The following is a 23,990-nucleotide window of genomic DNA, read 5'->3' as shown; positions in this document are numbered from 1 at the left end:
TTTATAAAAACACACTAAGGAGTGAGTATGATGAATTTTTCAGCTATTGATGAATATAAAAAGGCTAGTAAATTAGCTAAACTTAGATATTACATGGATATATCAAAAGGAAATTCAGGGCACATATCATCCTTAGACAGTATTTTAAAAAAACTAGACGTAGTAGCAGAGATTCCCCTAGGAATAAAAAGTATTCCATTAAAAAAGATAGTAGGAACTTATTTTTATACAAGGAGTAGGGATTTTGCAATGAATTTCCTTCCACTTGCTAATGAAGATAGTGAGTTTTCTACGAAATGGCAAGCAGTCTATGTCCATCATATTAATGATGGAATAACTGATCCAATAAAAATTTATGAATACATGAATGAATTTTATGTTATGGAGGGAAATAAGAGGGTAAGCGTATTAAAATATGTAGATGCTTATGCAATAGAAGGAGAAATTACTAGATTAGTTCCTAAAAGGGACGAGATGGATTTAAATAACACAATATATTATGAGTTTTTAGATTTTAACAATAGCACAGGGATAAATGCTATTTGGTTTACCAGGGAGGGTAGCTTTCCACTACTTTTCAAGTATTTGGATGAATATGATCCAAAGCTTACCTTATTTTCAAACAAATACGAACATTTTTTAAAAAATGTTTATTCACCCTTTAGGAATACCTTTTATGAATTAGGTGGAGATAAATTAAATATTACCACTGGGGATGCATTTCTAGAGTATATAAAAATATATGGTATTTCAGATGAATTTATAGAAACAAAGAGAAAATTAAGAGTTGGAAAATTCTTAACAGAACTTAAGATACTATCAAAAAATAATGCAGTAGATATTCAAACAGAGCCTTTTGATGTGCATAAGAAAAATGTTATCATGTCATTTACAAATTTAGTAACTCCACATAAAAAGTTAAGAGTGGCATTTGTTTTTGAAAAAACTATTGCTACCTCAGGCTGGAGCTATGTTCATAATCTAGGAAGAATGTACGCTGAAAAACAATTAGGTAGTGAAATCGAAACTACCGTTATAGATAATTTTAAAAATGATGGTGATAGCTATGAAAGACTAAGCGAGTTATGTGAAGAAAATTATGATATTATATTTACTACATGCTCATATTTCCTTAACATTACTTTAAGAGCAGCTTTAAAATATGACAATATTAAGTTTTTTAACTGCTCTCCAGTAAAGGCTTTTAGAAATGTAAGTACTTATTTTGCTCGCTCCCATGAACCAAGATTTTTAATGGGCCTTATTGCAGGTACAATTACAAAATCAAACATTATTGGATATATAGATATTTATAATGAAACAGAGATTATAACAGGGATTAATGCTTTTGCACTAGGTGTTAAAACAGTAAATCCTAATGCCAAAGTTATGATTTCTTGGCTTAATGAAACAGGGGATGTAAATCATTCTAAAGAATTAATTCAAGAACTTCAAAGTGTGGGCGCAGATCTTATAATGCAAAATGACCTAACAGCTTTAGGAAAGGGGTCAAAAGACTTTGGGTTATATTCACTAAAATATAGCGAAAAAGAAGAAAAATGGATACCTGAAGTGAACTATGGCTTAATTACATGGGACTTAGGAGAGTTTTATGAGAAAATACTTAGAAATATCGTAAATGGTAGCTTTAAAGGTATATTTAGTACTGAATCTAAACGTGTAAGCTTTTGGTGGGGAATGGACTCGGGCCTTGTGGATATAATCTATTCAAAACATAATGTGCCCATCCAAACTCAAAAGTTAGTAGATATTATGAGAGAACTAATTATTGAAAACAGATTTCATACTTTTGCTGGACCAGTGTATGACACTGAGAATGAAATTAGGATTAAGGATGGCGACATAGGAAACTACGAGGACATGTTATATATGGACTGGTTTGTAGATAATGTAGTGGGAGAGCTTCCTAGTGAAGAATAGAATTTCAAAAGATAAGTAGGTGGTTAAAATTAAAGTATTATTAGTTTCAGATATTGAAGATAGTTATATTTGGGATCACTTTGATTATGAAAGATTTAGTGAAATCGAGCTGGTAATATCCTGTGGAGATTTAAAAGCAGATTATCTAGAATATATAGCTGATATGATTAAAGCACCAGTACTTTATGTTAATGGTAATCATGATGCACGGTACTTAGAAAAACCACCAGCTGGATGTATCCCTATTGATGATAAGATTTTTGTTTATAAAAATCTCAGAATACTAGGCCTTGGAGGATCTATTGATTATAATAAAGGTCCTTTTCAATATTCAGAAAAGGAAATGCAAAAAAGGATTGCAAGATTAAAATTGAGTTTATGGAAGAATAAAGGGTTTGATATATTAGTAACCCATTCACCAGCAAAAGGAATGGGGGATGCAAAAGATCCTTGTCATCGAGGCTTTGAAGTATTTATAGATGTTTTAAATAAATATTCCCCAAAATTCTTTTTTTACGGTCACCAGCATCTGGAGTATGGAAAAGGTGCCAGAAAAATGATTTATAATACCACTACAGTTATAAATGCATTTAAATATCATATCGTTGAGATATAAATAACCCATGGGTAATGAATTTACCCATGGGTTATTTATATCTTCATGTACAGAAGCTAATTCTATCCTATTATTTAGTTTAACGACATTTCAGAAGGAAAGACATGGTTAGGGGTTAACTACTAGCGGATATTTTCTTTCTTTTTACGAAATCCCATTTAGTTTCTGTTGTTATAATTGCCATAAATATCGTTAAGCAGCCTATAATCATCTTTGATGTAAATATTTCATTAAGCATGAATACAGATAAAATAGAACCAAAGACTGATTCTAAGCATAAAATAATAGCCGCGTGAGTAGATGTGGTATACTTTTGGGCTACGTTCTGTATAATAAATGCAAACATTGTACTAAAAATTGCTAAGTAACCAATTGCAAATATTGTATCTGAATTCAAATGCGTTGGCATTGGTTCATAGATTAGTGCAGCTATTAGTGAGAATACTGCAGCGGAACCTAACTGTATTATTACAAGGGTTATGGCGCCAACTTTTTGCGTAAAAAATCCAACAGAAACTATATGAGCTGCGAAAAATACTGCGCATATTAAGGTCAAACCGTCCCCAAGGCTAATACGTATGCCTCCATCTAGGGTTAACATACCGATTCCAATAAAACATAGAAAAGCTGAAACTAACGAATAGATATCAGGTTTTCTTTTGCTAATTGCCCAATAAAGAAAGGGTACAATAACTACATTAGTGCCGGTTAGAAAAGCATTTTTACCAGCAGTTGTATATTTCATACCGATAGTTTGAGCAGTAAAGCCTAAAAATAAGAGAAGTCCAACCAAAGTTCCAACCGCTAGCTGATTTTTAGTAATGTGCTTAATTTTCTTTCTGAAAAATAAGAGCATAATTATCGTAGAAATACCAAAACGCATTGCCATAATATAAAAAGGTGTAATACTATCTAAAGCACCTTTTACAGCTATAAATCCACCACCCCAAACAATTGCGACGACTAGCAAAGACATATCAGCGAGAATACTCTTTTTTTTGTCTATATTTTTCATGATTAGAACTCCTTTAACGTATAAAGCATCTTTGCCTTGTTATTTTTAATAAATAATAAGTTGATTTTTAAATTCTTATAGTGTTTTGAATTCATATCCACTATTAATTAAATATTCTATTATAGTTGGAAGTGCGTCCACAGTGGTAGTTTTTACATTAGAATCATGCATTAGTACAATTGCTGAAGACTTAGGGTTTAACGTTTCTTTTATCCTTGATATAAGTTTGTCTTTAGAAACTAAATAACCTTCAGCATCTCCGTTCAAAGCATCCCAATCATAATATGTGTAGTTATCTTTCATAACTGCTAGTTTTAAGCTATCATCTTTACCTTGTGAGCCTCCAGGAAATCTGAAGATTTTAGTATTGTAAGTGGGAATGATTTTTTTTATAATGTTATAGGTTTTTTCAATTTCACCTATAAGTGAAGTGACATTTGCATATATTTTACTGTAATTATGACTGTAACTATGGTTTGCAATAACATGGCCTCGTTTATAAATTTGCTTTATTAGGTCATTATGAGCATCTGCATTAATGCCAGTAACAAAAAAAGTGGCTTTTATATCGTATTTATCTAAAATATCTAATATTTTAGGTGTAACATTTGTAGATGGGCCATCATCAAAGGTTAGATAAATAAATTTACCTGTACTTTTTTTATAAGGCTTTCCAAATACAATTAATTTATTAATCGTTTCTACTCTTTTATATTCGTACTTTTTTTCATCTATACTTGGTTGCACGGAGTCTAAATCGGAATTTTGGATATCAGGTAGTGCAGGGTCTTTGTCCACTTTTATTTCAGTGAAGGTTTTTATATCTAGCTGTAATATATAAACACCTTCTTTAAGGGGACCACATGTTACGTTATTTTTATAATCACTAAGGGGTATTATTAGTTTATTATTTAAAGCATCGAATATACTGTATCTATATTGTTTTTTTGTTTCTGGAATATTAGTAAATTCTATTTTTTCATTTAACTCATAATTGTTTTTTAGTTTAGTAAAATGAGTAATATTACTTTCATTGCTTTTTTCATTACAATTAAAATTAAAGGATACATAATCATCATACCCCTTAACATTTAAGGGCTGTTTATTGGCTCTTTTTATCCACAAGGACAAAGTATAATCGCCAAGGGAGAGGTTTGGCGTTGATATGCTGTACACGCTTTGCGCGTACTGAGGCTCAACATATCCACTAGTAAGCTCCACCCAAGTATTTTGATTTTTATTGTTAAGCCAAACTCTATATTGAACATCTTCAAAACCTTTAGAGAATACTTGGAAGGTTTGAAAATTTCCCGCCTGAAGATATGGAACCTGCGCCACTACTCTTTCAATACTAGGAATATAGGGCTTTTCTGTTTTTATTTTGTCTAAAGATCTGTTATAGAATTGTCCATCATAATGACTACAAAGAAAATTATAAGCATAATAATTATCATACCCATTTTTGTTTATTGGGTCTTTGTCTGCTGTTTTCACCCATATAGATAAAGTGTATTGTCCAAATTTTAATTTAGGAATTGTAAAGGTAAAAGCTTTTTCTGGTGCCTGGGCATTAGTATAGTTTGTAGTTAGCTCTTGCCATAAATCATCTTCTTTAGAATAAAGCCAAAACTTATACTGAATTTTTGAATTTGCTTTAGTGTAAATATCTATACTTTGAGTACAACCCTCATATACTCGTGGGCTTGCAAAATCCACCTTATATATATTAGGAGTAACACTAGCATAGATAATTTTACTTGTGTTAAAAGATAAAAATAAAATAAAAATTATGATTAAAATATTGGGAAAAAGCCTTCTCATATAAACAGCTCCCTTTTATCGATATTAATGTAATAATTTACCATCAATTAATCTTAGTATTACATATACAAATAAATTTGTAAAGATTTCATACTAAAAAATTACAAATTAATATGACAAATAGGGAGACTTAAAATAATAGGTATAGTTCAATGTGCCTAAGGCAGAAGTTCCGTAATAAATATATTTTTTTCAATGCTTAAATCTATAAAGTTTGAATCAATAGATATCAGCGGCCTGGAAATATTATTTGTGTCTATTTTAATTATCTTTCCTATGGAACCATTACTTAGTTTAACCATTTCACCAGTGTAGTAATTTGACATTTGTGTTATAAAGGTAGTCAGGTAATTATAATCAAATAAACCCATGCAATCATGTTGCATAATTTCTAACACCACAAAGGGGTTTTGTTTTTTGCTATAGACTTTGTCAGAGGTCATAGCATCAAACATATCTGTAATTCCTATTATTTTCGCAAAGGCATTAATTTTATCTTCTTTTAAATGGAGAGGATAGCCTGAACCATCTAAACGTTCATGATGCATTAGCACACCTAAGCTTACAGACTCATCTAAATAAGGAGTGTTGCGTATAAGCTCATAAGAGTAAACCGTATGTTTTTTAATTTCTTCAAATTCTAATTTTGTTAGTTTTGATGGCTTATTTAATATAGTTTGGTCAACTTTCGTTTTACCAATATCATGAAGAAAAGCTGCATAGGTCAAAAGTGTCAAATCCTTATTAGAAAAATTAAGCCACTTACCTAACATAGAACTTAAAAGTGCAACATTTGCACAATGCCTTGTAAGATACTCATCTATATGTCTAGAATTTGTTATACTCATTAAAATAGAATCATAATCAGTAAGATTATCTAAAATCTGTTTAGACATAGTCCTTACTTCTGTTAGGTCTAATTCCTTATTTTTTTCTATGCTATTTAAAAAATTATCTATACGATTTGTAAAATGATTCAATACATTTTCAGTTTCGATTAAATTTTTTCGTCTTGAATTTTTTGAACTAGAAACCAGGGGTTTTTCATCCAGGGCATTTATGTATATAGTGTCTGATGGGTAAAATTCTAATATTTTTTTAATCATGGAACTATTTAATGCAATTTCATTTGCAACTAAAGTTAGGCCGTTTAGTATTAAATCTTCAGCCAATTTCATACCTGGTTTTAGAGCGTAAATGCTTATACTTTTAATCGTTGGTTTCATAGATGCATCCCCTTTAAAATAAATTCATAAAATCAATGAGATTACTTGAATTTTACTAGAGAAATAATATTTTTAGATAATTTATTTTACCATAAAAACTGACGTTAGCCCAAATGAATGTTTTTTATTTATTGACATTAATAATTAAAATATTTATAATTGAGTATATCAGAGCAAAACACTATGAATTAATTAAGTGTGTTTATTGGATTTTTGAAGAGGAGAGAGATAGAAATATGGAAGTATATTTAGATAATAGTGCAACTACCATGCCTTATGAAGAGGTTATTGATGATGTATGTAGTACTATGAGAAATTATTATGGCAATCCATCTTCAGCTCATAGTTTAGGGTTTAAGGCAGAGCAAAAACTTAGGGAGATAAGAGTAAATATTGCTAAAAGTATAAATGCTACAAGTGAGGAAATAATATTTACATCAGGAGGAAGCGAAAGTAATAATTTTCTTATTAAAGGTTTTGTGAAATCTACGTCTCATATAATAACTACTAAAATTGAACATTCAAGTGTGGCGAACACTTTTAGGTCGTTAGTAGATTTAGGAGCAAAGGTTACATATATTGATGTAGATGAAAATGGTAGAATTAATGTAGAGCAGCTTAAGAGCAGCATAACTCGCGATACGCAAATTGTTAGTATAATGCATGTTAACAACGAGGTAGGGGTTATACAGGACCTTGAATTTATAGGAAAATTAATTAAAGAGAATAGTAATAGGGCTAAGTTTCATGTAGATGCAGTGCAAAGTTATGGAAAGATACCTATTGATGTAGAAAAATTTAAAATTGATTTATTATCTACTAGTGCACACAAAATTCACGGACCTCGCGGAATTGGATTTGCATATGTACGCAAGGGTCTTATACCTAATAGCTTAATAAACGGTGGAGGGCAAGAAAGAAATTTAAGATCGGGTACGGAAAATCTTGCTGGAATTGTTGGATTTGGAACCGCAGCAAAAATTATGTGCAAAAATCAGCATGCGAATTTCAACAATGTTTTAGAGATAAAGAAATATTTCATAGATAAACTGTCGCAGCTAGATGATGTAATAATTAATAGTAAGTTAGAAGCTAGTTTTACACCTTATATACTAAGTGCTTCATTCAAGGGTGTTAAAGGGGAAGTGCTTCTTCACTGCTTAGAAGAAAAAGGCATATATGTATCTACAGGTTCAGCATGTTCAGCTAAAAGCCCTAATAAAAGTAGTGAAATATTAAAGGCTCTTGGAAGAAATTTAGAGGAGCAAAAGGGAACTATACGGTTTAGTTTTTCTGAGTACAATAATAAAGAACAAATAGACTATGTGGTAGTGGAACTGGATAAATCATTAAAATTTTTAAGAAAGCTAAACAAAAGATAATTGGTAGCACCGCAGGTGATGAGAAGCGACATTTCATATAAGAAAAAGAGGAGTGCTAATAGATGAGAAAATTAATTTTGGTAAAATATGCCCCGGAAATCTTTTTAAAAGGACTCAACAGAGGTAAATTTGAAAAAAAACTTAAGGATAATATAAAAAATGTACTAATAGGCTTAGATTATGAATTTGTTGAGGACTCAGGAAGATGGTTTATAAGCTCACAGCAAATGGATAAAATCATAGAAAAGGTTAAAAATGTTTTTGGAATAATGGAGGTTTGCATAGTTACGGAAATTGAAGCAACCCTTGAAAATATTCAAAAGCAAGCACTCTTGGAGCTAGCAGAAACTTCAGCTAAAACTTTTAAGGTAGCAACTAACAGAGCAAGCAAAAACTTTAGCCCAAATTCATTGGAAGTAAGCAGAAAAGTAGGGGCTTACATATTACAAAATAGTGAAGAAGTAACTGTAGATGTTCATAATCCACAATGCATCATAAATGTTGAGATAAGGAGTAAAGCATATGTTTATGCTAAAAGAATAAAGGCAGTGGGCGGATTACCTTATGGAATGAATGGTAGCACTATGCTTATGTTATCTGGGGGAATAGACTCTCCTGTGGCAGGTTATATGATGGCAAGAAGAGGTGTAGAACTGCATGCAGTTTATTATCATAGTCATCCCTATACTAGCGAAAGAGCGAAGGATAAGGTAAAGCAATTGACTAATATTTTAAAAGAATACACTGGAAAATTAACCTTGTATGTAGTCCCTTTTACTGAAATTCAAATGCAAATTATAGAAAAGTGTAGAGAAGATGAATTAACAATAATTATGAGAAGATTTATGATGAGACTTGCATGTGCACTTGCAGAAAAATACAACATAAATTCTGTAACTACAGGAGAAAGCATAGGGCAAGTAGCTAGTCAAACTATGGAAGGTCTTGTAGTAAGTGATGATGTTGCGGACAGACCAGTTTTTAGGCCACTAGTTGCTATGGACAAAATAGATATCATGGACGTTTCAAGAAAAATAGAAACATATGAAACCTCCATTTTACCTTATGAGGATTGTTGTACAATTTTTGTGCCAAAACATCCAAAAACAAAGCCAAGGTTAATTGAGATAATTAAGTCCGAAACAGTTTTAGATATTGATAGACTAGTTGAAAAGGCTATTTGTGAAATGGAAATTTATAAATAAATATATTATGTTAATAGCCTCTAATATGTATTAAATCAGATAAAGTGTAAATAATATTAGAAGAAATATATAGCAAGACCATTATAAAAAATAACATATTGACCGGTTATTTTTATCAATGGGAATTAGAGTATACTAACTAGTATTTCTAAGCACTATGATTTTAAAATATATTAAAGAGGTGATTAACATGGCTAAAAAAGGTGGAGAAAAGAAATCAGGTTCTAAGGATACAAAAGATAAAACTCAGAAAAAGAATCAAAAGGGCAATACATTAGGTTAATCCAAAAAATAGAGATAGCGAGCAGTATCAATTGTCAACTATCCTAAAGAGATACTTAGGTTACTCTGAATTTTAGAAAAAATAAACATATTATTTAAAAGATAAGTCAACAAAAATGATAAGCATTTTTGTTGGCTTATCTTTATTTTATAGAAAATTATATAAATTACTATTATTTTCACTTAAAAGAAATTATTATAGTATTAATGAAACAAAATCCATTTTATTGTCGTCTAATATTTAGGATGGGAGTGATGTAGGTGCCTATTGCGTCTTTAGTTCAAAAGGACAACGAAGAAAAAAAGGATATTCATAAGGAAATAGAGAGGCTTATTAATTGCTATGGAGATGATGTGCTTAGAGTAGCATTTTTATACGTTAAAGATAGGCATAAGGCTGAGGATATCTTCCAAGAAGTGTTTATAAAAGTATTTAAAAAATATGATTCATTTAAAGGAAATAGTAGTGAAAAAACTTGGATTATGAAAATAACTATCAATGTATGTAAAGACTATTTTAAAAGTTTTTGGATAAAGAGGGTTCTCCTAAATAGCGATAGAGATTATGACAGGGAAATTTATAATGAGCAGTACAATGCTGAAAGTTTAGATGATGGTATAATTAAATCTATGGAGTCCAGAGAACTACTCCATCAGGTTATGAACTTATCTATTAAATATAAAGAAGTAATTATTTTATATTATTATGAGGGATTTACTACTAGAGAAATTAGTGAAATGTTAAAGCTTCCAGAGGGAACAATACGAACTAGATTATTTAGAGCGAGAGAGTTACTAAAAAAGAATGTTACTGGGAGGATTGAATATGAGGGATAATTTAGATGGGTTAACAGATATGATTAATAGGGAACTAAAAGAAATAAAGGTAAGTGAGAAATTAAAGTTAAAAACACTAGAAAAATTGGACGAAAAGAGTAGTATTTCAATACATAAAGCCTTTCTTCCTATAACTTTAACTATGGTAGCTTGTTTATTTATGGGATTCATAATGTACCCTATTTATAATAAAAACAAGTTAATACACAATGAAGTAGCAACCATGAATACCGGCGGTAAAGACATTAAAACATTAAAAGAACCCTATATGGATACAGCAATTATTGAGGATAAAGCGGGTATTTTGAAAGCTGAAAGCAATAAAATTATTAGCGCTGAAATAGTAGAAGGTAGTCAAGTTAATAAAAGCAGTAAAGAAGAAAAGCAGGAAAAAGAAAAAACTACTTTAAATGATAAGACTATAATACCTTCAAAAATAGAAAGTTCAATGCTAAGTGACAAAAGGGATAAAGACATTATTGTTGCTACCAATAAAGATATAATCGATAGTGAAAAATTGATAAAGGAGGCTACTAAAGATAATTCTTTAGTGTTACCAAAGGAAAATGACGTGCAAGTCAATGAAGAAACTAAAATGAGAACATTATCTTTACAAGAAGCAAGAAATATTTTTGGGGAGAGTATAAAAAATCCTTCTTATATACCTAAAGATTTTATTATGGAAAAAATTTTAGTACCAGAAGTAAGTAATAATTCATATGAACTATATGAAATTATTTATAGAAATAATTTTCAGTATTTTAGGGTAACTGAATATAACAACATAAATTATAGTTATGGATTAGGTGAAAATATTAGTTCAGAATCAAAAGTTGTAGCGGAAAAGAATATGATTATAAATATAAATAGTATTCCAGTTAAATATATATTACGACCAAACTTTGATATTAAGGAAACACCTTATGTAAAGTTGTTTTGGGAAAATGGAGGTAAAAAGTACAGTGTTGATGGTAATGCACCATGGGAAGAAATGATTAATATTGCATATTATATCATAAGGTAGGGTAAAACATATTATGTGATAATTTTTTTAAATAAAATATATTAAATAAGCAAAAGGGTTAACAAACCATAACCAGAAAAATATATTAAAATCTAATACAAAAACATAGATTCTCCACAGAAATTTAAAAACATTAAAAAAAATGTTGAAATATAAACTAATATGTGATATTATGATTGTATTACGTAATCAGTATGTTAATTAAGTTTAGAGTGTAAGCTTATGTGTAAAAGTTTACAGTGAGAAAAATAATTTAATAAGTAAATTTGCGTGTTACTGATATTATCAGGCATGAGCATAAGTCATTATAGTTTAATATCTAAACTTAGATATAGCTATTAATATGACTTTGTTCATGCCTTTTATTTTTGCTAACATGCCACAAAAGAGAGGGGAATATAAATGAAAAAAGCTTTTGGTGTTTTACAAAAGGTAGGAAAAGCTTTAATGCTTCCGGTAGCACTTTTACCAGCGGCAGGATTATTACTTGGATTTGGTAACATGTTTCAAAATCCACAGATATTAACAAAGATTCCGATGTTTAATGCTGGTTGGTTCCAATTAGTAGCTAAAATTATGGAACAATCTGGAGATGTTATTTTTGGTAACCTTGCATTGTTATTTGCAGTAGGAGTTGCAGTAGGCCTTGCTGATGGCGAAGGAGTTGCAGGACTTGCAGCAATAGTTGGGTTCTTAATAATGAACAAAACATTAGGTATTGTTGCTGGTGTTACTCCAGAATTAATAAACAGAACACACCCACAGTTTGCAAGTGTACTAGGTATTCCAACACTTCAAACAGGAGTATTTGGCGGTATTATAATAGGTATCGTAGCAGCGCAATTATATAAAAAATATTACAATATCGAATTACCTTCTTACCTCGGATTCTTTGCAGGTAAGAGATTTGTACCTATAGTTACAGCAGTATGTGCAATTGCAATAGGTATTGCAATGAGTTTTGTATGGCCTCCAATCCAAAATGGTTTAACTACTTTTTCGAGAAGTATGATTGATGCTAACCCAACATTAGCAGCCTTTGTATTTGGAGTAATAGAAAGAGCATTAATCCCATTTGGATTACATCATATTTTCTATAATCCATTTTGGTATCAATTTGGTGAGTATATAAACAAAGCTGGTCAATTAGTTAACGGAGACCAACTTATATTCATGGCTCAGTTAAAAGATGGTGTACCATTTACAGCAGGTACATTTATGACTGGTAAATACCCATTTATGATGTTTGGGCTTCCAGCAGCAGCACTTGCAATGATTCATGAAGCAAAACCTGAAAAGAAGGTGTTTGTAACTGGTATTATGGTATCAGCAGCTTTAACTGCTTTCCTAACAGGTATTACAGAACCAATTGAATTTTCATTCTTATTCGTAGCACCAGTATTGTTCGGAATTCACTGTATATTTGCAGGATTATCCTTTATGACAATGCAACTTTTAAATGTTAAAATAGGAATGTCATTCTCAGGTGGACTTTTAGATTACTTAATATATGGTGTAATTCCAAATAGAACAGCTTGGTGGTTAGTAATCCCTGTAGGTTTAGTGTTTGCATTAGTTTACTACTTCGGCTTCCGTTTTGTTATAAGAAAATGGAATCTTAAAACTCCAGGTCGTGAAGATGATGTGGAAGAAGAAGATGCAAGTACTGTAAAAACTAGTCCTAAAGGTCAAGAACATGCAATAGAGGTATTAAAAGCATTAGGTGGAAAAGAAAATATCACAAATTTAGATGCTTGTATTACTCGTTTACGAGTAAGTGTTAAAGATGCTAAAAATGTTGATAAAGCACAACTTAAGAAATTAGGAGCTGCTGGTGTTCTTGAAGTTGGTGACAGTATTCAGGCAATATTCGGAACAAGAGCAGAGCATATAAAAACAGAAATTAAAGAAGTTATAGCTAAGGGTTTAGATAAATAATATGTTACTACTGAGGCATTCCCTATAGGGAATGCCTCAGTTTGATTACAAAAACAGTATAATTTTTCATTATGCTGTTTTTTTTGTGCGCCCAGCATGAGCTAATAATTTTAATCACGTGGTGGGTTTGATTAAATAAAATAGTACTTGTTACTATTTTTTTTAAATAAAAAGTATGGTAAAATATTGATAGATATTTTACAAATAATTCATTTAGGGGGGGGAACAGATGATAAAAAAGATATTCGCTCTGGGACTGTGTATGCTTTTAATCATACCAATGGTTGCATGTTCAAAACAAGACCAGAAGATTGACAAAGAAGCTATTAAAATGGATACCGCTATGCATTTAATAGTCTATGGTTCTAAGGCTAATAAAGCCATAGAGGAAGCTTATAAAAGAGTAGATGAAATTGAACAGATAGCAAGTTCTTCAATTAGTACCAGTGATGTTAATAAAATCAATGATGCTGCAGGAAAAGAATATGTAAAGGTACATCCTGAGATTATTAAGATTATAAAAACCTCACTAGAATACTCTAAGCTTACAGCTGGGTACTTCGATATAACAGTAAGTCCACTTATAAAGCTTTGGGGAATTGGTACAAAGGATGAGAGGATTCCAACTGCCTCTGAAATCAAAGAAAAAATAGCACTTGTAAATTATAAGGACATCAGCATAAATGATGCAAATAGTAGTGTTAAGCTAATGAAACCAGGTATGTCTATAGATCTTGGAGGCGTTGCTAAGGGTTTCACTGCAGATGAGGTTGTAAAAGTTTTTAAAAAATATAAAATTAAGAGCGCCATTATAAATCTTGGTGGAAGTTCTATATATACAATGGGAGAAAAGCCTGATAAGACATTATGGGCCATTGGAATTCAACACCCAAGAAAAGAAAGAAATGCTGCATATACTGGTATAATTAAGATGTCTCAAAATGCACTTTCTACATCTGGAGATTATGAAAGATTTTTTATAAAAGATGGAAAGCGCTATCATCATATATTGAATCCATATACTGGATACCCAGCAGATGCTGGAGTTATGAGCGATACCATAATTATAGACAGTAGTATTCCTGATTGTAATATGCTTGCAGACATTCTTACAAAAGTTACTTTTGTATCTGGGGTAGATAAAGGATTAAAAATTATTGATAGTCTTTCCGGTGTCTCATGCCTGGTGGTAACTACAGACAATAAAGTTTATAAATCATCAAAGTGGAAGACTCAATTGGATAATTTAGATTCTGATTTTAAAATGATAAATTAACTATTAGAGCCGCTATTGAGATTAAATCGGTAAATCATTGACTGATGGAAAAATATATAATACAATGTAAATAATGAGAAATAAGAGGGGTATATATAATGATTATGTTGAGTCTAGTCTAATAAGTTTAAAATCAAACAATAAAAAATCATAACAAAATACTTATAACCACAGTTATATTAAGTTTATTTGTGTTGCAATAAAAAAATCAATTGCATACTAAAATTTAAATATATTCAGGGTTATATGATTTAGATTTTTTAGATTTTAATTATATAGATATGAATCAACATCAATTACAAACCTTTAATTTTCATTAATATTAAGTGAGTGTTTTATAGACTATATTTTAGTTAAACATATTTGGCTAGATAATTACTGTAGAGTTGTTCATAGAAGGGTTTATATGCCTTTATGAAGACAAGTACAAAATTAGTCAAACGCACTTTATAATAATTTGAAGTTTAGGATGTGTTGTCTTTGATAACACAGCTTTTTATTTTTAGTATTTATGTTAAGTCAATTGGTAGAGATACTTAATTAGTAGAGATGCACAATTGGTATATATAACATAGATATTAAGAATTCTTAGGGATGTAGATGAATGAATGTTTATCTATGTCCTTAATTTTTTTGCAGAAAGGGAGGGCAAAAATCATTGGGGACGGTTAACAATTATTTGAAGTTTGCAAAATAACAGGTTACAAGAATAATTCGAAATTCAAATAGGAGAAGGAGAGATAATTGTGGAAATGAAAAATCAAATAATAGAAAACTTGGATAAGGTACTTAAGGAATTTATGAGTAAAAACATTATTCCAGGTTTAGCAGTAGGTGTGGTTTATGATAATGAAGTTATTTATACAAAAGGTTTTGGAGCAAAGAATATTGAAACTAAAGAACCCATAAATGAGTACTCATTATTTCACATGGCATCAGTATCAAAGACCTTTGTAGCTACAGGAATAATGCAATTAGTCCAGAAAGGAAAAATAAAGTTAAATTCACTCTTAACTGAGTATTTGACTTACTTTCAGCTTAAAGATGATAGATACAAGAAAATTACTATTCGGCAGTTGCTAAGCCATATATCAGGTATGCCAGATGAAGAGGATTATGAATGGGACAAACCTCAATATGATGAAGGAGCATTAGAAAGGTATGTTAGAAATATAAAGGGATATGAATTGATGTGGGAACCTGGGGAAAAGTTTGCTTACAGCAACATTGCTTTTGAAATACTAGGTGATGTTATTGCAAAGGTTTCTGGAGTGTCTTTTGAGGATTATATGAAAGAAAACATTTTAAATGTACTTGAAATGAAAGAAAGTAACTTTTTAAAACCATTAGTTTCAAAAGAATTACTCACAACTCCTCACATTTTAGATTTAGAGGAAGGATACAGAGTAAGGGTGAGTGAAGTTTTTCCCTACAATCGTGCACATGGTCCAAGTTCTACATTATGCTCAAATGTAGTGGAATTATGTAATTATGCAATTGCTAATATGGGGGAGGGAAGATTTAAGGGAGCTAAGATATTAGAACCACAAAGCTACTTAGAACTTTGGAGAGCTCAAGCAGTTACAGGTTGGGGAGGATATACATCAGAAGTTGGCTTAGCTTGGTTTCTAGGAGAATACAAAGGGATTAAGGTTAAATCTCATAGTGGTCGTGATACAGGATTTTTAAGTAACTTAGTTCTTTTACCTGAAATAGGAGCAGCAGTAGTTATGATGACGAATTCGGATTATGTAGATCTTAATAATATATGCTCCTATGTTATGAATATAGTTTTGGGCAATGAAGTTGAGAGTATAAAAGATTCGCTTGCTCACCATATACTAAAAACGGTGGTTAATAATAATTTTGAAATAGCTGTAAAAGAGTATTATGAGATAAAAGAAAATTCTATTGAAGAATATTTGGTTATTGAGGGTGAATTTAATTCTCTTGCTTATAGGCTTTTAGGGGGAAAAAGAATTAAAAAAGCTATTGAATTATTGAAAATCTCAGTGGTTATATTTCCACAATCATCTAATCTACATGATAGTTTGGGAGAAATATATTTAATTAGTGGTGATAAGGAATTAGCTATAGAGAGTTATAGGAAATCAGTCCAATTAAATCCTAAGAATATAAGAGGTAATAAAATATTAGAGAAGTTAATTTGTGAAAATAACTAAATAGGGACGGTTAACAATTATATTGTGTTTTTAACTAAGAGGCTGTTCTGAAATTTATAAAGTTTGGAAATAAAGACAATAAGGTGTTAACCGTCCCCTAGAAAAGAGAGAAGTTTTAGGGGGAGATCTTATGAGAACTGGAAGAATAGTACACTGTATAAGGAGTTTAAAGCTTGTTATGATGAAATATCCAAGCAGTATTCTATTGATGATGAAAATATTATAATTGGCGGATTTTCAGGTGGAGCAATAGGGACTATTGATATTGCATTATCTGATATAATTCCTATAAAAGGGGCAATTGCTTTATGTTCATAAAACCGAAAACCTTTACTGAAGAGAATGTGAAATCAGCTCTTCAAAGAAATGTTAAATGGGTGTTCATGGACGAAGAACAGGATGTACCAGTGCAAGCTGTAGAAGAAATGATGGAAATATTAAAAAAGTTAGATGTTTCTTATGAATATTATATCAATGGTGGAATAGGGCACTGGTATCCAGAAGACTTGGATAATAAATTAGAGAGGGCACTAAGATTTATATTGGAGTAGGTTATAAATTAGGGGACGGTTAATAAACTTTACAAATATTTTAAATTAGATGGTTTTTAAATTTATAAATTTACAAGTAATGTTTTAGTAAATAACAAAAAAATATTAAATGCCCACATAGCATAAAGGGGAGAGATTAATATGAACAAAGAGATAATAATGAATTTATATGAGATACAACCAAGTCAATTATATGTAAATTCAATGAAGTTACAAAAGGTTTTAAGCTGGTTCAAGCCAGAAGATATTAATAGTTATGAGGCAATACCTATAAAAAAATTAAATAACAAAATAATTTTTACAGATGGGCATACAAGAGCATATGCAGCATATATAAACGGGATTAATGAGATAAAAGTATATTGGGATTAAGATGATTTGGATTGGGATGCTTACCAGATATGTGTTGATTGGTGCATTAATGAGGAGGGAGGAGTTTAAAGTATGTATGAAAATGTAAAAATAGAGACAGAGCACTTAGTAATTAGAAATTTTACAAAGAATGACCTTAGTCAATTGTATAGAATAGTAAATAATGAAGAGATAATGAGGTACGTTCCATTTGCGAAAGAAAGAACTCTAACTGAATGTGAAGAATTAATGAAAAGGATATTAAATAGGTATAAAGAAAGTACAGCTTTTGATTTTAAAGGATTTCTTTTATTAGTAATCTCAAAAGATAACAATGAATGCGTAGGATTTGTTGGATTATTTCCACTTTCGTATAATACAACTGAAAATGAAATATTCTATGGGTTGTTTGAAGAATGTTATAGAAAGGGATATGCAACGGAAATTGGAAAATCCATTATTGAATATAGTTTTAGAAATATGAATATTGATAAGATAGTTGCAACTGTGAATAGAGATAATGAAGTTTCAAAAAGAGTGTTGGGTAAGATGGGAATGATTTTTGAATATGTAATAGAGGATGAAGAAGCAAAAGATAGTTCATATGATGGTGAACTGATGTATTCAATAGAAAAAAGTAAGAGTTAGTGGAAATTGAAATTCCCTTCTGAAGTCATTAATAACAGCGCCGAAGGTAATGATTTAAAGGAGAAGATAAATCATGAAATATAATTCTTGTAAATATACACATACAGATAATGAGCTAAAAGAAATGCAAAGTTTATTAATTGATAGCTATTCCCACAATAGTGCACCTATTAATTGGTTTTTTAGCCGATTTCAGAATTGGCACTATGCACACAATTTCAATAGATCTGAAGAGGATATAAAAATATTATCAGACAAGGTAAGATTGTGGCGTAGCAATAATGGGAAACTAGTTGGGTTTTGTATTTCAGAATATGGAGAAGAGGAATTTCACATTCAAGTGAATCCTAATTATAGAGAAGTGGAAAAAGATATTATTCAATGGATAAATAACAGACATGCAGGAAATCGGACAACCTTTGCATTAGAGGAAGATACTCATAGAATTGAGAACTTAAAATCGGCTGGTTTTCACTATAAGTGTCATTCGAAAAATATTTATGCATATGACATGTCGCGAGCATTACCAAAGACACAGTTAAAACAAGGGTTTCGAGTGAGTTCATTATCAGAATTAAAAGATTTTGATACGTTTTTTACAACTAAAGATGCTACTTTTCCTCATGCGGGTTCAAGTAAACAACGGTTTAAAACTAAGTCGCAGGCACCTGGTTATTATTATGATTGGAATATTATCATAATGACACCAGATGAACAGTGTACTTCATTTTGCACGGTATGGCCTGACTGGAAAAATAAGATGGCAGAAATTGATCCTGTTGGAACACATCCTGATTTTCAAGGTAAAGGACTAGCTAAAGCAATGTTAAGTAATGTGTTTTCAAGATTGAAGAATGGGGGAATCAACATGGTTTATATAGATACTGGAGCAGAGCCCTTTACTGCAAACTTTCTATATAAATCATTAGAGCCTGTTAATAAATATAAGATTTTAACTTTTATAAAAGAGGATTAGCAAATTAAATCAATTAAATAAAAAAATATAATTGGAGGCAAGTTTATGAATATAAATTTTAAAAATATGAAGCAAATGATTTTATAAGAGTAAGAGATTTTTTAGTGGATACATTTAAAACTATTGGAAAAGGGCGTAATTGGACAATTGAGCGTTGGAACTTTTCAAAATCTATGGCTAGAATAATGAATGAAGTTTCTATTGAAAAATGGGAAAGTACAATTGTATTTGGGAGCAAAATAGAAAGATAATATCGGTTGTAAGTGCTGAAGGTGAAGAAAGTGGAGAAGATTTCTTTCATATTGGCATGAAGGAGTTTCCACAGGGGATTTTAGAAGAAATGTTTGAGTTTACTGAAAAAAATCTTACTCTTGAGAAAGATGGAAAAAGCATTGTGAAGTTACGAATACCAAAGGGATATAAGCAAGGTGAAGATCTAGCTTTAAGTAGAAAATATATAGGAAAAATCTGTATCGCTTTGATTTAAGGTATTTAAGTAAAGTAATATGTTAACGGAACCTAAGTTAGGAGATGAGAAGAAGTGGATATATTAAATTATTCAGATGGACAAATTAAAGAAATAGTTTCAAAATTATTAAATGAGAATATAGAAGTAGTACCAATAGGAAATCATGACCTTCAAAGACACCTTGTTTATATCGTTAAAAATGAAAGTGGAATAATAGGAGTAATTAAGATTTATTACAAAAAAAATAGATGGAATAGGGAAGTGGCTTCGTTAAGGTTTCTTGAAGAAAGTGGTGTTAAAGCACCTAAAATCTTAAAGCTAGGCAAACTTTGCGATGGTACAGAGTGGCTTTTTATGGAGCATAAAGAGGGTGAAGTATTTGCCAAAGTTAAAGATGTTATGAGTGAAGATAATGTAAAAGAAATATATGAAGAAATGGGAGAACAGCTAGGTATAATACATAGCTTAAAGACCTTTGATTTCTTTGGTAATTGGGATGAGGATGGAAAAAGCATCGATAATATAAAAGATTTTTCTAGGCTTTTTAGAAAAAATGTTGATGCAGTTTTGAAGGAGCTCTTTGACCAACGTTTAGAGGAAGAGCCACTTCAAAGACAATGTGCAGAAATTTTAAAGGGAAAGCTTAACTTAGTAGATGATGTTAAAGTGTCATACCTTCATAATGGCGATTTTGGAGAAAGAAATATTCTTGTTAAAAAAGTAAATAACAAGTGGGAACTTTCAGCATTAATTGATTTTGAATATTGCGTTCCATATGATAGAGATTCAGAAATAATTGATTGCTACTATAAACTAACAGATGAAAATCAAAAATTTGCAGAGGCTTTTAAACTAGGTTATGAAAAATACATGAAATTTAGTAATGATTTAGAGAAGAAAAAGCAATTATATGAACTTTATGAAGGACTTAGTATATGTAGTTGGGCTAAAATACAAGCACCTGATTATTACTGGGAAGGTATAAATATACTTAAGAAATATTCATAATGGGATTACAATTAATAAGTGATTAGTAAATAGAGAAGGAATTAAATTAATAAAAAAGACGACTCTAAAATTTAAGAATAAAATTTGAGTCATCTTTTTTATGCAACTATTTGATTCTCTTGAAAAACTATAAGCTTTTCAATGACCTCATGTAGAGGTGTGTTTTTTTTAGATTAAGAAACTCAATATCCAGTATTTTAACAGAATTTTAGTTGCAGCTTTAATATGCATGTATGATTTTCGAAGAGGTGCACAAAATAGAAACACCCTTATACTTAACCTGAAATTTACGATAGACGCGCAATAACAGTCATAATTATACCCATAGCCATAAAGCATATACCTACAACTTTTTGTAAAGTATTTTCATTGAATTTATTAGCATAGCGTGAACCTACTACACCACCAATAACTGCACCTACACTTATTATACATCCTAAGGTGAAATCTATATTTCCTCTAGCTCCATAACCAATAGTAGAGGAAAGAGCTGTTATAGCCATTATTAATGTAGAAGTACCAATGGCTTTATGAAGAGGGAAAGATAATATCATTATTAAAGCTAAAAGGATCATAACTCCTCCACCAGCTCCGAATATTCCGCTTAATATTCCTATGCCTAACCCAATAATTAAAGCAACTGCTATTTTCTGCCACTCATGTTTGAAGTTAATAAATTTCTTTGGCTCATTTGATTCAGCTTTCTTATTTTTAAGGCCCTTACGTAACATACCAAAACCTGCTAAAAGAAGCACAATACCAAAGCTTGAACTAAGGTTACTATCGCCCATGTTGCTTGCGAACATTGCTCCAAGTTGAGCACCAAAAATAGAAGTTATAGCTATCCATATTCCGGATTTTAGTTCAATATTTCCACTTTTATAATATGAATAAGATACAGTTAAAGATGCTATTACATCTACGAAAAGGCTAGTACCAATAGCTGTGTGAGCACTAACTGAAAAAAGCATAGTTAAAATGGGAACTATAATCATAACACCACTAGCACCAATAAGGCTTGTAATAACACCTGTACCAATGCCTGTAATTATTGCTAATAGATAAAGATAAATACTCATAAAAATCATCTCCTTATTTAATAGATAAATTTATAAATTCAACCAAAAAGTTAATATTGTCATTTTTATTTTCAGGATGAATTTCGAATGTTGTTAAAATTAATATTAGTAATGATTCAGTTAACATAATATTTACGTTATTACAATTACTTAGTGTGTCTATTTTACTAACAGAGCTAATTATATTATTAACTTTTGTGAGCAAATTATTTTTTAGAATATTAAAATTTTCATCCTCTTTTAATTCAAAAGGTGAATTACCTAGGAAGTGTTTTCCTAGACCATTTCTAGTTTCGGTATCTTCGTACAAAGTAGATATTAATTTTTTTATTTTTTCTTTGGCGGGAATAGTAAGATTACTTATTTCATCAAGCTTATAAAATGTACTTTGCCAGCTTTCTTCAAGAATATCCATATAAAGAAACTTTTTGCTTTTATAATAATTATAAAGTGTACCAACTGCTATTCCAGATTTTTTAGATATCATCTTCATATCAACTTGTTCATAACCATAGAAAATAAATAGCTCCATGGCGGACTGTTTAATATTTTTTTTTAGGTCTTTAATTATCTTTGGCATAGTATATATCCCCCTGTAATGAATCATGATTCATTTATAATGAACTACTATTCATTATAAAACTATTATTTTTGTTTGTAAAGAAGTTTTTAAATCATTCTTCAACAAAGGGTATATTTTAATACAGATGGGTTTAACGACAACACATATATATAAAGCCCTAATTATTCAATTATGAATAATTAGGGCTTTATTGGATTAGTAAAGCTAACTAGATTTTGCTTTATTTTTAAAAATATTAAATTTAACAGTGAAATATTTATCCAAAAATTTATTTACGCCTTTGCTCATACAAAACTTATAAGCGGAAATAGTAATATAAGACCATATTATAGCTATAACCCATCCACCAAGAATATCTGTTGGATAGTGAACGCCCAGATAAACCCTACTAACTGCAACAAGAATTAAATATATTACTATCAAACTACTCAATAAATAGGCGGTTTTTTTATTTTTTATCCGTTTAAAGATAAAGTAAATAAGTACAATACCTATAGCAGTAGAAATAGAAGCATGTCCACTAGGGAAACTATAGCCATGAGCATCAATTAATCGTATTTCCATGGGTCTATATCTTTTTACTGTGTTTTTAAGTACTAAGTTAGTAAAACCAGTGGCACAGATATTAAATGCACAGCAAATTGCTTCTAATTTGTTATTCATAAGATATAATATAAGAAAAACCAATAGGCTTATTAAAATCTGAGGAACAGGGTCTGAAGAGTTTGAAATGAAAGTAAAAAATTGAACCCAAGCCCAATGCATAGAATTTGTTAAATAATAAAGCATCTTAATTTAATCATCCTCTCTATTTTACAAAAATATAAAACTCCAATTATGTCATATGTATCAACTTATATTATATCAAAAGCTACAATTAAAAGCTACATTTTTAATAGTTGTTAACATAACTTTAAGACTTAGTCTCTTTTTTTTCACATATTTTAAACTGAATTTTAAATGAAAATTTATTGAAAAACAATAAAAATACATTGAAAAACAATTTAGAATGTAGTAAAATTGAAATTGTAGGAAATATTAGTACAGGAGGAATATGGTATGAAATATTATGGGAAGATGTCTTTAGCTTCACTATTAAAAATATCATTAGATATTATGATTATAATTGGTATAGCTGTTTATTTTATAATGTTAAAACAAACCTTAACGGAAAAAGCAGTAGATATGTCCTCAGGCAGATTTATTATTACATGTATTTTATTTATTATAGGAGGAATCTCCGTTATATTAATCTTATTTAATCTTAGAAAAATAGTCAATTCTCTAATAAATGTAACACCTTTTATTAGAGATAATGTGCTTTGTTTGAAAAGAATATCGCTATTGTGTTTTTCGGTGTCAGTTTGTTATGCTTTAAACTTTTTTATAAATGGTCAATATAAAAATTACAATTTTGCTTATGTTGACTCCAGTGGAATACACACTGATATAGAATTTTTAATATTCTTTTTTGCTGGCTGGTTTATTTTAATCTTATCACAGGTATTTAAGCAGGCTGTTGAAGTGAAAGAAGAAAATGAATTTACAATATAGGAGCATAACAATTGAGAATTGTTAT

At 30.3% G+C, this 23,990-nt stretch carries 23 protein-coding genes; 17 read left to right on the top strand and 6 right to left on the bottom strand.

The window, feature by feature from the left end:
- The first annotated feature begins 30 nt into the window (after window positions 1–30).
- The gene (locus G9F72_RS20975; protein ID WP_164957638.1) at window positions 31–1,941 is read left to right on the top strand and encodes a BMP family ABC transporter substrate-binding protein; all 1,911 of its coding nucleotides are present in this window, start codon (window positions 31–33) and stop codon (window positions 1,939–1,941) included.
- Window positions 1,942–1,960: 19 nt separating this feature from the next.
- Complete coding sequence (locus G9F72_RS20970; RefSeq protein WP_318010961.1) at window positions 1,961–2,557, top strand: metallophosphoesterase; 597 nt, start codon at window positions 1,961–1,963, stop codon at window positions 2,555–2,557.
- 115 nt (window positions 2,558–2,672) lie between these two features.
- Here G9F72_RS20970 and G9F72_RS20965 read toward each other — a convergent pair whose 3' ends face one another.
- The 3 genes from G9F72_RS20965 to G9F72_RS20955 all read right to left on the bottom strand — a co-directional run bounded on the left by G9F72_RS20965 (window position 2,673) and on the right by G9F72_RS20955 (window position 6,619).
- The gene (locus G9F72_RS20965; protein ID WP_164957639.1) at window positions 2,673–3,572 is read right to left on the bottom strand and encodes a DMT family transporter; all 900 of its coding nucleotides are present in this window, start codon (window positions 3,570–3,572) and stop codon (window positions 2,673–2,675) included.
- A 75-nt stretch (window positions 3,573–3,647) separates the two neighbouring features.
- Window positions 3,648–5,393 (bottom strand): polysaccharide deacetylase family protein, encoded by a 1,746-nt coding sequence (locus G9F72_RS20960; RefSeq protein ID WP_164957640.1) that lies wholly within the window; start codon window positions 5,391–5,393, stop codon window positions 3,648–3,650.
- A 158-nt stretch (window positions 5,394–5,551) separates the two neighbouring features.
- A complete protein-coding gene (locus tag G9F72_RS20955) occupies window positions 5,552–6,619 on the bottom strand; it encodes an HD-GYP domain-containing protein (protein ID WP_164957641.1) in 1,068 nt (355 codons plus the stop codon).
- Between the two features lie 236 nt (window positions 6,620–6,855).
- On the opposite strand from G9F72_RS20955, the gene G9F72_RS20950 reads away from it, so the two are divergent.
- The 14 genes from G9F72_RS20950 to G9F72_RS20880 all read left to right on the top strand — a co-directional run bounded on the left by G9F72_RS20950 (window position 6,856) and on the right by G9F72_RS20880 (window position 20,749).
- Entirely contained in the window at window positions 6,856–8,001 is a 1,146-nt protein-coding gene (locus tag G9F72_RS20950; protein ID WP_164957642.1) for a cysteine desulfurase family protein, read from the top strand.
- Between the two features lie 62 nt (window positions 8,002–8,063).
- On the top strand, window positions 8,064–9,206 hold the full coding sequence (gene thiI, locus G9F72_RS20945; RefSeq protein WP_164957643.1) for a tRNA uracil 4-sulfurtransferase ThiI: 1,143 nt from the start codon (window positions 8,064–8,066) through the stop codon (window positions 9,204–9,206).
- A gap of 543 nt (window positions 9,207–9,749) precedes the next feature.
- The gene (locus G9F72_RS20940) at window positions 9,750–10,325 is read left to right on the top strand and encodes a sigma-70 family RNA polymerase sigma factor (RefSeq protein WP_318010960.1); all 576 of its coding nucleotides are present in this window, start codon (window positions 9,750–9,752) and stop codon (window positions 10,323–10,325) included.
- Window positions 10,315–11,349, top strand: coding sequence for a hypothetical protein (locus G9F72_RS20935; RefSeq protein ID WP_164957644.1), 1,035 nt, complete (start codon window positions 10,315–10,317; stop codon window positions 11,347–11,349). Before G9F72_RS20940 ends, G9F72_RS20935 begins: the two co-directional genes overlap by 11 nt.
- A gap of 402 nt (window positions 11,350–11,751) precedes the next feature.
- Window positions 11,752–13,287, top strand: coding sequence for a glucose-specific PTS transporter subunit IIBC (gene ptsG / locus G9F72_RS20930; protein ID WP_164957645.1), 1,536 nt, complete (start codon window positions 11,752–11,754; stop codon window positions 13,285–13,287).
- Between the two features lie 229 nt (window positions 13,288–13,516).
- Window positions 13,517–14,563 carry an FAD:protein FMN transferase gene (locus G9F72_RS20925; protein WP_164957646.1) on the top strand — a complete coding sequence of 349 codons (1,047 nt, stop codon included), beginning with the start codon at window positions 13,517–13,519 and terminating at the stop codon, window positions 14,561–14,563.
- Window positions 14,564–15,315: 752 nt separating this feature from the next.
- Entirely contained in the window at window positions 15,316–16,746 is a 1,431-nt protein-coding gene (locus tag G9F72_RS20920) for a serine hydrolase domain-containing protein (protein ID WP_224676310.1), read from the top strand.
- Window positions 16,747–17,054: 308 nt separating this feature from the next.
- Window positions 17,055–17,297, top strand: a complete 243-nt coding sequence (locus G9F72_RS20910; protein ID WP_164957648.1) for a hypothetical protein — start codon at window positions 17,055–17,057, stop codon at window positions 17,295–17,297.
- Between the two features lie 141 nt (window positions 17,298–17,438).
- Complete coding sequence (locus G9F72_RS20905) at window positions 17,439–17,669, top strand: hypothetical protein (RefSeq protein WP_164957649.1); 231 nt, start codon at window positions 17,439–17,441, stop codon at window positions 17,667–17,669.
- A gap of 72 nt (window positions 17,670–17,741) precedes the next feature.
- A complete protein-coding gene (locus tag G9F72_RS20900; RefSeq protein WP_164957650.1) occupies window positions 17,742–18,296 on the top strand; it encodes a GNAT family N-acetyltransferase in 555 nt (184 codons plus the stop codon).
- Window positions 18,297–18,369: 73 nt separating this feature from the next.
- Complete coding sequence (locus G9F72_RS20895; RefSeq protein WP_164957651.1) at window positions 18,370–19,272, top strand: GNAT family N-acetyltransferase; 903 nt, start codon at window positions 18,370–18,372, stop codon at window positions 19,270–19,272.
- A 104-nt stretch (window positions 19,273–19,376) separates the two neighbouring features.
- Window positions 19,377–19,523 (top strand): hypothetical protein, encoded by a 147-nt coding sequence (locus G9F72_RS20890; protein WP_164957652.1) that lies wholly within the window; start codon window positions 19,377–19,379, stop codon window positions 19,521–19,523.
- Window positions 19,481–19,759 (top strand): hypothetical protein, encoded by a 279-nt coding sequence (locus G9F72_RS20885; protein WP_164957653.1) that lies wholly within the window; start codon window positions 19,481–19,483, stop codon window positions 19,757–19,759. Before G9F72_RS20890 ends, G9F72_RS20885 begins: the two co-directional genes overlap by 43 nt.
- Before the next feature lie 54 nt (window positions 19,760–19,813).
- Complete coding sequence (locus tag G9F72_RS20880) at window positions 19,814–20,749, top strand: aminoglycoside phosphotransferase family protein (RefSeq protein WP_164957654.1); 936 nt, start codon at window positions 19,814–19,816, stop codon at window positions 20,747–20,749.
- Between the two features lie 287 nt (window positions 20,750–21,036).
- On the opposite strand, the gene G9F72_RS20875 is transcribed toward G9F72_RS20880, so the two are convergent.
- From G9F72_RS20875 to G9F72_RS20865, 3 genes are all read right to left on the bottom strand, one after another.
- Window positions 21,037–21,828 (bottom strand): sulfite exporter TauE/SafE family protein, encoded by a 792-nt coding sequence (locus G9F72_RS20875; protein ID WP_164957655.1) that lies wholly within the window; start codon window positions 21,826–21,828, stop codon window positions 21,037–21,039.
- Window positions 21,829–21,841: 13 nt separating this feature from the next.
- On the bottom strand, window positions 21,842–22,408 hold the full coding sequence (locus G9F72_RS20870; RefSeq protein WP_164957656.1) for a TetR/AcrR family transcriptional regulator: 567 nt from the start codon (window positions 22,406–22,408) through the stop codon (window positions 21,842–21,844).
- 207 nt (window positions 22,409–22,615) lie between these two features.
- The gene (locus G9F72_RS20865) at window positions 22,616–23,176 is read right to left on the bottom strand and encodes a phosphatase PAP2 family protein (protein ID WP_411955969.1); all 561 of its coding nucleotides are present in this window, start codon (window positions 23,174–23,176) and stop codon (window positions 22,616–22,618) included.
- A 294-nt stretch (window positions 23,177–23,470) separates the two neighbouring features.
- Here G9F72_RS20865 and G9F72_RS20860 point away from each other — a divergent pair, with 294 nt between their 5' ends.
- Window positions 23,471–23,965 (top strand): DUF2975 domain-containing protein, encoded by a 495-nt coding sequence (locus G9F72_RS20860; protein WP_164957658.1) that lies wholly within the window; start codon window positions 23,471–23,473, stop codon window positions 23,963–23,965.
- Window positions 23,966–23,990: the final 25 nt, after the last annotated feature.

The organism is Clostridium estertheticum (assembly GCF_011065935.2).
GTDB lineage: Bacteria > Bacillota > Clostridia > Clostridiales > Clostridiaceae > Clostridium_AD > Clostridium_AD estertheticum_A.
The sequence above is the reverse complement of the archived record's forward strand: the minus strand, read 5'-3'. Positions and strand labels throughout refer to the sequence as shown.